The organism is Bifidobacterium biavatii DSM 23969 (assembly GCF_000741165.1).
In the GTDB taxonomy this organism is placed as follows: domain Bacteria; phylum Actinomycetota; class Actinomycetes; order Actinomycetales; family Bifidobacteriaceae; genus Bifidobacterium; species Bifidobacterium biavatii.
On record NZ_JGYN01000021.1, the window covers coordinates 60,950 to 74,662 of the forward strand.

Consider the following 13,713-nt stretch of genomic DNA (forward strand, 5'->3'; position numbering starts at 1 on the left):
ACGATGACCGATCGATCGCTCGTCGCCGTGACGCCACTGATGGACTATGGGCGGGACAGTTTGTGGATGCTGCCCGGATACATGGATGCGGTGCTGCGCGCCGGCGGCACTCCGGTGATGCTGCCATTGACCGATGACGCGGACGCGGTGGAGCAGTGTGCGGAGCGGTTCGACGCGTTCCTGTTCACAGGCGGACCGGATGTGGGGCCGAACGTCGGATCGGATGTGCAATCCGGTGTTGAACCGGACGTTGGACCGGAGAACAAACCGGATGCTGGAAACAAGCCTGACACGGAACCGAACTTGGGACGAGACGGTTCGGCGAGTCTTCCGGACGATACCGGCCGCAATGAGGCATTGAGCCCGGAACGGGACCGGATGGAATCGCTGCTCTTGCCGGCCGCAATGCGGCTGAACAAGCCGATTCTGGGCATTTGCCGCGGCATTCAGTTCATCAACAAGTATTTGGGTGGCACGCTGTGGCAGGATCTGCCCACCGAGCATCCCAGCGAGGTGGAGCATCACATGAAGCCGCCGTACGACTCGTTTGGGCACCACGTGGAGCTGGTGCCCGGCACACCGTTGGCGGAGCTGTTCGCAGGCCAACGGGAGATCGCTGTCAATAGCTATCACCATCAGGCCGTGCGCGAGCTGGCTCCGGGCCTGCGCGTGATGGCCACGGCGCCGGACGGGATAGTCGAGGCGCTGTGGCGGCCAGACAGCCGATTCCTGTGGGCCGTGCAATGGCATCCAGAATTCCTGTACCGCGTGGATCCGCGTTCCCAAGCCATCTTCAACACGTTCGTCGCCGCAGCTCGGTCCCGGTAACCCAACTTTCTCCCGCAAGACTGCCCCCACGACGTCGAAAGGCCGTCCGGCATAATGTCGGACGGCCTTTCGACTATCGGTTACCGATCAGAGATCAAGCGATCGTGATCAGTGCTGGTTGTTGAGACGGTGGTACATCTCAGACAGCTGCAGTTCCTTCTCGAACTGGCGGGCGGTGGTGTCCTTGTCAATGACGGCGAGCTCCACGCCGGCGATGCGGGCGAAGTCCTCCCAAGCCTCACGGCCGACGGAGGTAGTCATGCAGGTGTGGTGCGAGCCGCCGGCGGTGATCCAGCACTGGACGGCGGTCTTCAGGGACGGCTGCGGCTTCCAGACGGCGCGGGCGCACGGCAGCTCCTTGAGGGAGCCCTGCGGCTCGACGACGTCGACCACGTCCATGAGCAGGCGGAAGCGCTCGCGCTCGTCGGCCATGGAGACCACAACGGCGTCCTTCTTCGGCTTGCCGGAGAAGACCAGACGCACCGGGTCGGCCTTGCCGCCGATGCCGAGCGGGTGGATCTCCAGCTTCGGCTTGGCGATGGTGCCGATGGCCGGGGAGACCTCGAGCATGTGGGAGCCCATGTCGAGCTCATTGCCCTCGGTGAAGTTGTAGGAGTAGTCCTCCATGAGGGAGGCGCCACCGTCAAGGCCGTAGCCCATCACGGCGCCGATGCGGACCAGCACGGCGGTCTTCCAGTCGCCTTCGGCGGAGAAGCCCCAGCCGTACTCGGACGGGAAGCGCTGCGGGCCGACGCCCGGCAGCTGCGGCAGGGCGCCGAGGTCCTCGAAGTTGTCGACGCCGGCGGTGCAGCCGTTGGCGCGCATCATGTTGACCATCGCGGCCTCTTCCTTGGCGGCGATGAACAGGGAGTCGTACTTGGCATCCAGCAGGGCCGGGTCGACGTCGTACTTGGCCTTGTAGTCCTCGATGATCTCCTTGACCTGATCGTCCTTGACGGCGTCGTACGCGGCAACGAGCTCGTTGACGGCCCAGGTGTTGATGGAGGCGCCGAACACGCGCTCAGCTTCGGTCTTGTCGCCTTCGGTGACGGCGACGTTGCGCATGTTGTCGCCCCAACGCATGACCTTCATGTTGTTGGAGGCGTCCCAGCCGGCGCAGGCGCGAGCCCAGGTGCCGACCTTCTCGGCGACCTCCGGGTCGGTGTAGTGGCCGACGACGATCTTGCGCGGGATGCCGAGGCGGGAGACGATGTAACCGAACTCACGGTCGCCGTGGGCGGCCTGGTTCAGGTTCATGAAGTCCATGTCGATGGTCTCCCACGGGATCTCCTTGTGGTGCTGGGTGGCCAGCTGCAGCAGCGGCTTGGTCAGCACTTCGAGGCCGCGGATCCACATCTTGGCCGGGGAGAAGGTGTGGCACCAGGCGATGACGCCGATGACGTTCGGGTTGGCGGAGGCCTCGACCATGAACTGCTTGACGCCGTCGGAGGACTTCAGGGTCGGCTTGAGGACGATCTTGGCCGGGATCTTGCCGGTCTTGTTCAGGTAGTCGACCATTTCCGCGGAGTGCGCGGCGACCTGGCGAAGGGCTTCCTCGCCGTACAGGTCCTGCGAGCCGACGCCGAACCAGATTTCCTTGCCCTCAAAGGGGTTTTCCATTGCCATGATTGGCTCCTTTGTTACTTCGTTGTGAAAAATTTGTTTGCTCAGTGCTGGCCGTAGACGTTCTGGTAGCGGTCGTTCAGCTTGTCGATGTCGGCCTGCGGGATCTCGATGATGTCGCCGAGCTGCTTGGCGGCCCACATGGTGTGCGCGACTTCCTCGGTCATGGCGGCGGCCTTGACGGCGGCCTCAGCGTCCTTGCCGATGGTGAACGGGCCGTGGTTCTGCATGAGGACGGCCGGGGACTTCGGGTACTTCTTGAGCGTTTCGACGACGCCCTCGCCGATGGCCTCGGAGCCGATGAGGCGGAACGGGCCGACCGGCACCGGGCCGCCGAACTCGTCGCCCATCATGGTCAGGCCGCACGGGATGTTCTGGCCGGTGGCCGCCCACGCGGTCGCGTAGGTGGAGTGCGTGTGCACGACGCCGTAGACGTTCGGCATGTGGCGGTAGATGTACGCGTGGGACGCGGTGTCGGAGGACGGGGCTTCGGTGCCGTCGACGACGTTGCCGTCGAGGTCGCACACGACCATGGAGCCCGGGGTCAGGTATTCGTAGCGCACACCGGACGGCTTGATGACCATGAGGTCGGCGGTGTGCAGGCGCTGGGAGACGTTGCCCGCGGTCCACACGACGAGGTTCCACTTGATGAGCTGCTCGTGCAGGGTGGCGACGACCTCGCGCACCTGCTTGACTTCGGCGCGGACTTCCGGACCGTAATCAGCCAGAGTTGCCATGATGGTTTTCCTTTCGTTACAACAGATTATTGATGTTGGTTAAGTTCATGAAGCTGGCGGAGCCCCGGCTCCCTCGGCTGAGGGAGCTGTCAGCCGCAGGCTGACTGAGGGAGCGTCGCGGTCGAAGACCGCCTGCCAGCGCAGTATCGCGCGCAGCGCGATTCGGTTTCAGCCTTCGAGCGGCACCGCGGCGATGGCGGCCTTCTCGATGGGCAGGCCCTTGCCGAAGCGCTCGAAGAAGCGCTCGAAGCCGGCCACGTCGGACGAGTCCGGCGTTTCGGTGGTGGACTGCGCGTCCTTGAACACGCGGCCGTCGAGGTAGTCGGCGAGGTTGGTGTGGTCCTCGTTGGTGTTCCACAGGTAGTCGGCGAGCACGGCCATGCCCCAGGCGCCGCCTTCGGCTGCGGTGGTCATGACCTTGATCGGGGTGTCGAACGCGGCGGCGAGGATCTTCTGCGCGACCTTCGGGGTGGTGAAGATGCCGCCGTGGCCGACGAGGGAGTCGATTTCGACGTGCTCGTCCTTGGTCATCACATCCATGCCGATCTTGACCGGGCTGAACGCGCTGAACAGCTGGGCGCGCATGAAGTTCGCGAGGCTCATGCGGGCTTCGGGGTTGCGCACGAAGAGCGGGCGGCCCTCCTCGAGGCCGGCGAGGAATTCGCCGGAGCGGAACGGGTAGTTGATCAGGCCGCCGCAGTCGGCGTCCGCGTCGTCGGAGATAGCGGTGCGGAATAGCGTGCCGTACAGCGTGCCGGCGTCGACCGGCTGGCCGATCGCGGCCGCGAACTGGCCGAACAGACCGACCCACGCGTTGAGGTCGGAGGTGAAGTTGTTGGCGTGGCTCATGCCCGCGAGGTCGCCGGCCGGCGTGGTGACGAGGTCGACTTCCGGATGCAGGGCCTTGAGCTTGTGCTCGAGCACGACCATCGCGAAGATGGAGGTGCCGGCGGAGACGTTGCCTGTGCGCACGCGCACAGAGTTGGTGGCGACCATGCCGGTGCCCGCGTCGCCTTCCGGCGGAGCGAGGACGATGCCCGGCTTGAGGGTGCCGGTCGGGTCGAGCAGCAGCGCGCCGGCCTCGGTGAGCTTGCCGGCCGGAGTGCCCGCGACGAGCGGGGTCGGCAGCAGGTTTTCGAGCTTCCACGGCTGGGCCGCGACCTCGGGCAGCGCATCGAACTTCTCGATGAACGCCTGTTCGTAGGTGTGGGTGGTCGGGTCGATCGGGAACATGCCGGAGGCGTCGCCGATGCCGAGCACCTTTTCGCCGGTGAGCTTCCAGTGCACGTATCCGGCCAGCGTGGTGAAGTAGGCGACCTTGGAGACGTGCTCTTCCTTGTTAAGCACGCACTGGTAGAGGTGCGCGATGGACCAACGTTCGGGGATGTTGTACTGGAACAGCTCGGAGAGCTTCTCGTGGGCTTCGTGCGTGTTGGTGTTCTGCCAAGTGCGGAACGGCACGAGCAGTTCGCCGTCCTTGTCGAAGGCGAGATAGCCGTGCATCATGGCGGAGAAGCCGATGTGGCCGATCTTGGTGAGCTTTTCGCCGTAGGCGGTGTGCACGTCGTTGGCCATGGCGGCGTAGGCGGACTGCAGACCCTTCCAGATTTCGTCGACCGAGTAGCTCCACAGGCCGTCTTCGAGGTGGCTGGCCCAGCTGTAGTCGCCGGAGGCGATGGTGGAATACGTGTCGTCGATCAGCACGGCCTTGATGCGGGTGGATCCGAATTCGATGCCCAGCGCGGTCTTGCCGGCACGGATCTTTTCGGCGATGCCGGCGATCTGCTCGGTGTCGCTCACGGTTGCTGCCATAGTGCGGACTCCTTATTCTTGCCTGAAGTTCCCAAGCGCCGCATCTACTCCTTCGGAGAACTGTTAGCGCTCACATCAACGGTTTCATTGTAGCGAGGTCAGTGGATGAGCACAAGCTCGACGTGTCTCGAATTGATAGCGGGATATCAGCCGACCTTATGACCGACTTCACCCCGGCCGGTCGGCTCGATCGGCCTAGCACTTTGTCAGACTTAATGTGATGGGTTCTGACTACCCCTCAGTCACTGCGTGACAGCTCCCCTGACAAGGGGAGCCGAGAACAATAAGAACACCACAGCGAAGATCCGACACAGTACCAGCGTCAGTACAGCCGCCCCCGGTCATCACCGGCTGCCTCAGCGGCGCGGCGCGGCCGGTGCCAGCGACGCGCGGTTGATCACCGACGCCGGGATCAGCCCCACGCCGTGCGCAGACTCGGGCAGGGCCACGCCCTCGCCCTCCCCCAGCAATCGCAGCGCCTCACGCATCGCCGCGCGGCCGAGCTGTTCGAAATCGGGCTTCACCGTGGTCAGCGGCGGATACATGTTGTCCATCGCAGGCATGTCGTCGAATCCGACCAGGCTCACATCCTGCGGAATGCGCACGCCATGCTCGTGCAGCGCGCGCGCCACGCCGACCGCCATCGCGTCGTTCGCGGCGACGACGACCGTCGGCAGCACGCCGCCGGACCGTCCGATCGAATCGAGCAGATGGTTCATCCGGCCGTACGCTTCGGACGAATCCCACGTGTCGCAGCGGACCGTGACCGAACTGATCGCCTTCTCGCGCGATAGCTTCACCCACGCGTCCAATCGCGTCGCCGCGTCGCGCCATTCGGACGGGCCCGCGAAATACAGCGCGCGGCGATGCCCGTACTCGCCGAGCAGACGCACGACCTCCTCCATCGCACCCCACTGGTCGATGCCGACCATCGATACCTTGCCGTGATCGTGCGAACGGATCAGGCGCAGACCTTCGCTCACGCTCAGCGAGCCGTGCGTGGACGTGACGAACACGCGCGGCTGGCTCACCCGCGTGCGGCAGGCCGCCTCGAACATGGTGTCGGTCGGGGTCAAGAAGATGAACGCGTCGACGTTCTGCTCGTTGAACGTGCCGCACAGGTCCTCGAATTCGGCCTGCGTGCACGAGGCGCTGTGCACCATCATCACCGACATGAACAGGCCATGCTGCCGGGCGAGCGTTTCGATCGACGTGATCGCCGAGATCGGGCCGAAGAAGCGCAGTCCGCCGGCGATCAGGCCGATGGTGCGCGACCGGCGCGACGCGAGCGCGCGTGCGGAATTGCTGGGATGATAGTCGAGCTGCTTGATCGCGGCCTGCACCTTGGCCCGGGTCGCGTCCGACACGTCGGGTGAATTGTTGATGACCCTGGATACGGTCTGGTGGCTGACCCCCGCCAGTTTGGCCACTTCGAACATCGACGGGCGCTTGCCCGCCCCGCGCTTGCCTGCCATACGTAAACCTCCCCGCATGTCTGCCTCGGCATCGGTGTCTTCGAGCTTACCGCGTCCGCGAGCGCAACACGGTGAGAACGCTCACAATCGCCGTACATTGCGGAAATTCATGTCGCCGATCATGCACAGGAACCTCGCGCACGGTCCGAAAGCCGAAACGCATCATCTCGTGCTTCGAGACCGCAACGGCGAAACCGCTTCGCTCAGGTAAGTGCAGACCGAGCACAGACGAGCGCAGCAAGCTCAGGTGAGCTTCCAACTGACGCGATGCAGCGGCGTGGGCCCCAGTTCGGCGATGGCGGCGCGGTGCACGGCCGAGCCGTAGCCTTTGTTGCGCTCCCACTCGTACGGCGCCCACTCGGGATGGGCCTGCGCAAGGTCGACCATGAGCCGGTCTCGCGTGACCTTGGCGATGACCGCCGCCGTGGCGACGGTCGCGCAGTGCCGGTCGGCCTTGACCAGCGTGGTGATGCGCGCTGGGGCGGGCACGTCGGGCGCGTCGAAGGTGTCGAGCGTTTTCGTGATGTAGTCGTTCGGCCCGTCGAGAATGCCGGCAACGCGCACGGCGGTCTGATCGCCGTTCGCACCGTCAGTTCCCAGTCCCAGCTTGCGTTCGGCTTCGGCGAGCGCGCGCAGGGCCGCGACGCCGAGCGCGTGGGAGATGCCCCATTCGTCGATTTCCGTGTTGCTGGCCGAGCCGACGGCCCACGACGCGCACCATGATTTGAGTTCGTCGTAGATCGCCTCGCGCCGGCGTTCGGTGAGCATTTTCGAGTCGGCCACGCCGTCGGGCACATCGAGTGACGGCAGGTCGCGCGCGCGGATCATAGCCGCGCCGACCATCACCGGTCCGGCGAGCGAACCGCGGCCGACCTCGTCGAAACCGACGATCAGTTCCGCTCCCTCGTCAGCAAGCTCACGTTCCAGCCGCAGCGTCGGTATTTCCTGAATCGACATGGCCGTCCTTTCGTTACGATTGCTGCGATTCGCTGCCGTCCGGCACGTCGGCGAACACGTCGCGATGATCAGCGAACAGGCCAATACGATCGATCGGCCAGTATCGTGCGACAGCAACGCCAACCACGTCGCCCACCGGCACGAGACCGTGCTCGCCGTCGTCCTGATGATAGCGGGAATCGGCGGAATTCGCGCGGTTGTCGCCGAGCACGAACACGTGGCCGGCGGTGACCTCGACACGGAACGGGAACGCGCTCGGTTCGACGCCGGGGCGCAGGTAGGAGCTTTCGTCCACGGCCACGCCGTTGACTTTGACCGGCTGGCCCGCACCCTCGCATTCGACCACGTCGCCGGGCAGGCCGATGAGACGCTTGATGAGATAGTCGCCGCCGAAGTTGCCGCTGTGCTCCGCGGACAGCCAGTTGGCGGGATCCTTGAACACGACGACGTCGCCGCGCTTGAGATCGAAGACACGCGGCGTGAGCTTGCTGGTGACGACCTTGTCGCCGGGCTCGATCGTGTTCATCATGGAACCGGACGGGATCACATAGCAGCCGATGAGCAGAATGCGCACGAGCAGCACGGCGATCACCGGCACGCCGCACCAGATCAGGAAATCATGCCAGCCGGAGCGTTCCCGGCCGCCACCGTTCCGCAACGCACCGCCATTTGCGCCATACGAGCCGGACGCACCACCGCGGGCCGCCTCAAACTCCGCGCGCGACGGCAACGGCTCCGGATTCACGCCATGATCGGACACCATCAGCGTGTGCAGATCCTCGTCGTTCGACTGCATGTGCAACTCCTTGTCCATTCCGGCGGCTTGACATCCGGCAACCCATCATACGGGACGCATACGCGAACAGCCCGGAACCAGACGGTCCGGGCTGTTCGTTCATACGCTAAGCAAAACTCACTTGGCGACGTTGTCGCGGCGCTCGACGATGCGAGCAGCCTTGCCACGCAGAGCACGCAGGTAGTACAGCTTGGCGCGACGCACACGGCCCTTGCGCACGAGCTTGATGGAGTCGATGGACGGGGAGTGCACCGGGAAGCGGCGCTCAACGCCCGTGCCGAAGCTGATCTTGCGGACCACGAAGGTCTCGCGCACGCCGGCACCCTGACGAGCGATCACCACGCCGGTGAACGTCTGGATACGGGAGTTGTTGCCTTCCTTGATCTTCACGTTCACGTCGACGGTGTCGCCGGGACGGAAGGCCGGGATCTCCTCGGCCGACTTGAGGTGCTTGGCGTCAAAAGCGTCAATAGCGTTAGCCATGATATTCCTTAGTCGCTGCCGCATATCAGCCACAGTCAGGGGTCCGCCTCGCGTGTTGCATGGTTGCGAACGCCGTTGCGCGTTCGTCCGCCCGCGATCGGCGACCGATTCTTGTTATCCTTCGGGTCTGCCCTCGGGAAGCCTGCCAATCCGCCGGAGCGTTTGCCCGGCTGGACCCTTCGGAAAACCGGGCTTATGCGGCGACCCGGCTTTCGACACAGCGATCGCCAAGTTTACGCCGCTTTGCGGACATTACTGCCATTGCCGACATCACTTGGCGCGCATCAGCTCTGCCACCGCAGCGCGAATAGCACGCTCAGCCGCGGCCGGGTCGTCGATGCCGGCCACCGACCGTTCGATCGGGCACATGCCGTCGCCCGCGCGGTTCAGGATCATCGGCACGAACGTGCCGTATTCGGCTGCAATGCCATTCGCGCGCAATGCCGCCAGTCCTGCCTCACTCATCGTCTGCGCGTATACGGCCGAGACGCCGAGCAACGCGTACAGCAGCGCCGCACCCTTGCCGACCACGCGGTCGGCGGCAGCGTATCCGTCGAGCCGCTGCCCGGCAGCCAACCATTGCAGCAGCGGCCGCACGCCGCGACCCGTGCCGGTCAGCGTCAACGTTTGCCCGGTCGCCGCGTCGGTACGACAGGCCACGCAGCCAAGCGAGTCGTCGCCCAGCAGCACGGTTTTCGCGCGTTCGAGATCGGCCGTCATCTGCGAATCGGTCATCATGACCCCTTTCATGCGATGGCCCCTCGCGAACGAGGGGCCATCATTTCACGCCGCGTACTGCGATCCGCGGCAATCCGTGACGATTTGCGACAATCAGTCGCGGCGGCGATCCACCGCGGTCATCACCACAGGCACGAGTACCCACTGCAGCACGAGGCCCGGCAGGCCAGTCACGACGGCGGCCGCCACGGACGCGACAGTCATCGTCGTGTTGCCGAGCAGCGACACGGCCACGGCGATCGCCAGCGCGTCAACGATACGGCCCGCAACCTGCGCGCCGACCAGCTTGGCAAGCCAGCCGAGCGGAGACGGCACGGCGGCCGGCAGACGCACGCCGCGCAGGAGTCCCGCGAACAGGCCGTAGGACGCGAGCTCGATCACCATAAACGGCACCATCGGCGCCATCGGCATGCCGGTGAGCAAGAAGCTCACGATCGGCGCGAGCGCGCCGGTCGCCAATCCGGCGAACGGTCCGGCCAGAAGACCGACAAGCAGCACGGGCAGGTGCATCGGCAGCAGCGTCTGGCCGATCATCGTGCCGAGGCCAAGCGCCGCGCCGGCGACGTGGAAGACCTGCGGCAGCGCGACAGCCGCGACCACGGCGATGATCGCCGCCGCGGTCTGGAACTTCACGGACGGCAGCGCGGCCGTAAACGTGCGGGACTTGGTGGTTGTGTTCGATTGCATGATCAGAAAATCTCCTTTTTCAGTACAACGTGACGACGGCGGACGCGGTGCCGGCAGGCGTGACGGCACTTGCCGGCACACGTGATAGCGTCAGCGCGCGTCGAGGTCGACGAGCTGGTATTCGCGGCTGCCGAGGTCCATTTCGACGGCATGCTCGATGGTGTGGATGCCGTGGCGCGATTCGATGCGCTCGATCATCGCCGAATTGTCCTCGTCGGACGTGTAGATGCGGTCGACGCACGCCTGGTCGACGGCCACCGGGTCAAGCGAGCCGAACACGCCAATGTCGTGCATGCACGGCGCGGACGCGTTGCCGTCGCAGTCGCAGTCGACGGACAGGTTGTTCATCACGTTGATGAACAGCATGTTGCCCTTGAGCGCGTCGAACACGGCGGTCGCCGCCTCGGCCATGGCCTCGAGGAACGCGTCCTGGTCGCCGCTGAACGGGTTGTTGAGGATCTTGTCGCCGCCCGAATGCAGCCGGCGCTTGCCGTTCGAGGACGCCATGCCGATCGAGATGTTCTTGAGCGCACCGCCGAAGCCGCCCATCGCGTGGCCCTTGAAGTGCGAGAGCACCGCGTAATAGTCGTAGTTCGGGAAGTGCGAGCCGACGATGTCGCCGGTGATGCGCTTGCCGCCCGCGACCGGTATGGTGATCTCGCCTTCCTCGTCCTGGATGTCGCACGGCGCGATGTCGGTGAAGCCGTGCCGCGGATGGTCTGCCAGTGGTGTTCGCTCGTGTTGCGCGTGCCCGGGTACGCGGTGTTGCATTCGACGATCGTGCCGTCGAGCTCGTGCACGAGGTCGGCGATGAGCGACGGCTGCAGATAGTGGCTGTTGCCACCCTCGCCGGAGCTGAGCTTGACCGCCACCTTGCCCTGCGGCCGGGCGCCGAGCGCTTTGTAGACGCGCATGAGTCCGGCGGGGCTGATGTCGCGCGTGAAGTAGACCTTGGACGCCATTGGATAGTCGGTCTGATAGGTCGTTACCATGCTGCCTCCTTGCTTCATTAGTTACTCCCAAATCCCAAGGATACTCAGCCGGCGTTACCTGCGCCCAGCCGTTCACGCATGGCGGTTTTCGCTCGCTGAGGGGTGCGTCAACGAGCGTTTCCGCCATGCGCGGGATCATCACCGCAACCGGAAGTCGGCGAGCGCGCCGGGCCGGCTCAGCGAGTCGCCATCGGCCGCATCACCGTCGGCCATATCGGCCTGATCGGTCTGATCGGCATCGTCCAGGCTGATGATCGCGGACGAACTGCCGTTGCGCATCCACAGCGTTCTCAGCGACAGCGTCGAGCCGCTGGTCGCGAGTTCGGGATCGATCGTCACCGGCACGACGACCGACTGTCCGGCTGCGAGCGCGAGACCGTCCATGCCGCCGTCCGCGGTGCCGACGGTGCGTCCCTTGGCGGAGGTCACAGCGACCGACAGGCTGACCGATCGCACGACGCCGACCGCGTTGCTGCGCACGGTCACGTCGACAATGTGTTTGCCGTCGTTGATCGAGCGGTCGTCGTCGTTGGCGGCCGCATCGTAGATGCCGCGGTCGGCGACGGCGACGATGTCGAACGGCGGCGTGAACGGCGTGCCGGCGGGCAGTCCGAGATTGTCTCGCAGGCCCGCGTCGGCGTGGTTGCCGAACGTGATCAGGTTGCGCATAAGATCGTTCGCATCCTCGACGTCGACGGATGCTGCTGCGTATTGCGCATCCTGCGCGAGGTCGCCGTACTGGCGCACGATGTCGTCGAGCGCGTCGGTGACGTCGTAGCCCAGGTCGTCCCATGTGCGTGCGGTGAGCATGTCGGCCGTGCGGTTCATGGCTTTCGCGACGATGGTGGCCTGTTCGTGGATGGCGGCGAGGTCGTTGCCTGCGAGCGTTGGCAGCGCGTGCTGGATGTCGTTTCGCGACGCGTCGACGGCTTTGGCGTAGTATGCGCCGGCCGTCTGCCGCGTGAGACGAGGCCCGTGGTACGTCGGCAGGTCGACGGGCGACGGCGACTTGCCGTTGATGTCGTAGATCGCGTCGGACAGGCACACGTCGCGGCTGATCGCCTGCACGCCGCCGAGCAGGTAGCCGCCGCCGAGCGCCGCCGCGGCGAGCACGGCCGGCACCAGGAACGTCCACACGCTCGGTTTCCATGCGGGAGTCTCGTCGGCGGCTGCGATTGCGTCTGTTGTTATGTGGTCATCGGCATCGATATGCGTCTTACCGGCACCGTGTTTCGCCATATGAGCCATCGTGGTCACTTCCTGTCTGAATGGTCCGTCGTCCGATCGGTCATGCGCGGTTGCGTTGCACGTTTCACGTCACGGTATGCGGAATGCGTTGAGCGATGCGAGCGCGGCCGCCTGCGCGACCGTGTAGTCGTCGCTGATGATCAGGTCGTCGGCGGTGTGCACGGACCAGCCGTCGGCTGCGAGACGGTATCCGGAGCGCACGATGCGCGGATTGATGCCGACGGTGAGCGTGACCGTGCCGCCGTCGTGGATGGCGTTTGGATCGTCCGCGTCGGACATGCCGGAGGCATGCAGGCCGCCGGCGACGACCGTGCCGTCCTTGTCGAGCAGGTTGAGCCGCATGGACAGATACGGCACGTCGGCCGGCACGTGGCTGGTGACGGTGATCGCGACGCAGTGCCGCGTCACAGTGCGCTCCTTGCCGTCGAGGAACGTGAGTTGGTCGCAGTCGCCCATGTCCTTGACCGCGGTGACGTCGAGCGGCGCGGCCGGTTCGGACGCCGGGTCGAGTTCGAGCCGCGTGCGGATGAGCTGCTGCACGTCGGTTGCCGATTGCGTGGCCGACAGCGTGCGGAACAGCAGGTCTTCGATGGCTTGCCAGTCGGTGTTGCGCGTGAGGTTGGCGTAGATGGACGCGCGATGCTGGTATTCGGCGATCGCCGCGCGGATCGGCTTGTCGAGTTCGTTCGGCCAGGTGCGGGAAGCCAGCGTGCGCGCGGCCTGCAGCGTCGTGTTGCGGGCGGTTTTGGCGGTTTGGTGGACGGCGTTGAGGTTGCCCGATAATACCGCCCTGCGCAGAGATTCGTCGGCCGGGTACACCGGCTGGACAGCCGTGCTGAAGTAGTCCGCGGCGGCTGCGCTGGTGGCAAAGCGTTCGCCGGACGGCTCAAGCGGAGTGAATCCGCCGTAGCATTGGCTGGCCGATTCGCTGTACGAGCAGTTGATCGCGGAGCCGCCCTGCTGCGCGCGGCGGAACGTGAATCCGCCCGCGCCGGCCGCGATCACGGCCACGGCGATCAGCAGCGCCAGCCATCGCGGCATACGCGGACGATACGCAAGTTCATCGGCATCATCGGCATTATCGTCCGCGGCTGTTCCGGACGAATCGTCGGCATCATCGTCGACGTCGCCGCGGTCGTAGCGGGCATCATGGTCGCCGATAACGTACGGATTGCCGCGATGTCTGGAATCGGCATCGTCGTCGGCATGACCCGCGGCATCATCCCAAGGAATCTGATCGTCCGTCATCGCACTCCCCCACCTTTACGAAATTGCCGTCATCGTATCATGCAACCGCACAAAACAAAACGGCCCTCCGCCAAAGCGGAAAGCCGTTT

Annotated in this window: 13 protein-coding genes; 1 reads left to right on the plus strand and 12 read right to left on the minus strand. The window is 65.2% G+C overall.

Annotated features, from left to right (window positions below; all coding sequences use genetic code 11):
- Window positions 1-3: 3 nt before the first annotated feature.
- Window positions 4-828, plus strand: coding sequence for a gamma-glutamyl-gamma-aminobutyrate hydrolase family protein (locus BBIA_RS08010; protein WP_033494538.1), 825 nt, complete (start codon window positions 4-6; stop codon window positions 826-828).
- Between the two features lie 108 nt (window positions 829-936).
- On the opposite strand, the gene araA is transcribed toward BBIA_RS08010, so the two are convergent.
- From araA to BBIA_RS08070, 12 genes are all read right to left on the minus strand, one after another.
- Window positions 937-2,454, minus strand: a complete 1,518-nt coding sequence (araA, locus tag BBIA_RS08015; RefSeq protein ID WP_033494539.1) for an L-arabinose isomerase — start codon at window positions 2,452-2,454, stop codon at window positions 937-939.
- A 41-nt stretch (window positions 2,455-2,495) separates the two neighbouring features.
- On the minus strand, window positions 2,496-3,188 hold the full coding sequence (locus BBIA_RS08020) for an L-ribulose-5-phosphate 4-epimerase (protein ID WP_033494540.1): 693 nt from the start codon (window positions 3,186-3,188) through the stop codon (window positions 2,496-2,498).
- 168 nt (window positions 3,189-3,356) lie between these two features.
- The gene (locus tag BBIA_RS08025; protein WP_033494541.1) at window positions 3,357-5,000 is read right to left on the minus strand and encodes a xylulokinase; all 1,644 of its coding nucleotides are present in this window, start codon (window positions 4,998-5,000) and stop codon (window positions 3,357-3,359) included.
- Between the two features lie 356 nt (window positions 5,001-5,356).
- Complete coding sequence (locus BBIA_RS08030; protein WP_152600591.1) at window positions 5,357-6,439, minus strand: LacI family DNA-binding transcriptional regulator; 1,083 nt, start codon at window positions 6,437-6,439, stop codon at window positions 5,357-5,359.
- A 279-nt stretch (window positions 6,440-6,718) separates the two neighbouring features.
- Window positions 6,719-7,432 (minus strand): ribonuclease HII, encoded by a 714-nt coding sequence (locus tag BBIA_RS08035; RefSeq protein ID WP_033494543.1) that lies wholly within the window; start codon window positions 7,430-7,432, stop codon window positions 6,719-6,721.
- A 13-nt stretch (window positions 7,433-7,445) separates the two neighbouring features.
- Entirely contained in the window at window positions 7,446-8,228 is a 783-nt protein-coding gene (gene lepB, locus BBIA_RS08040) for a signal peptidase I (RefSeq protein ID WP_081892172.1), read from the minus strand.
- A gap of 117 nt (window positions 8,229-8,345) precedes the next feature.
- Complete coding sequence (rplS, locus tag BBIA_RS08045) at window positions 8,346-8,711, minus strand: 50S ribosomal protein L19 (protein ID WP_033494544.1); 366 nt, start codon at window positions 8,709-8,711, stop codon at window positions 8,346-8,348.
- A 270-nt stretch (window positions 8,712-8,981) separates the two neighbouring features.
- On the minus strand, window positions 8,982-9,461 hold the full coding sequence (locus BBIA_RS08050) for a DUF1893 domain-containing protein (protein ID WP_081892174.1): 480 nt from the start codon (window positions 9,459-9,461) through the stop codon (window positions 8,982-8,984).
- 81 nt (window positions 9,462-9,542) lie between these two features.
- On the minus strand, window positions 9,543-10,136 hold the full coding sequence (locus BBIA_RS08055; protein ID WP_051923910.1) for an ECF transporter S component: 594 nt from the start codon (window positions 10,134-10,136) through the stop codon (window positions 9,543-9,545).
- 90 nt (window positions 10,137-10,226) lie between these two features.
- Window positions 10,227-10,907, minus strand: coding sequence for a DUF362 domain-containing protein (locus BBIA_RS08060; RefSeq protein WP_238548471.1), 681 nt, complete (start codon window positions 10,905-10,907; stop codon window positions 10,227-10,229).
- 359 nt (window positions 10,908-11,266) lie between these two features.
- Window positions 11,267-12,265 carry a hypothetical protein gene (locus BBIA_RS08065; RefSeq protein WP_033494545.1) on the minus strand — a complete coding sequence of 333 codons (999 nt, stop codon included), beginning with the start codon at window positions 12,263-12,265 and terminating at the stop codon, window positions 11,267-11,269.
- Window positions 12,266-12,445: 180 nt separating this feature from the next.
- Window positions 12,446-13,624 carry a hypothetical protein gene (locus BBIA_RS08070; RefSeq protein WP_033494546.1) on the minus strand — a complete coding sequence of 393 codons (1,179 nt, stop codon included), beginning with the start codon at window positions 13,622-13,624 and terminating at the stop codon, window positions 12,446-12,448.
- Window positions 13,625-13,713 lie beyond the last annotated feature (89 nt).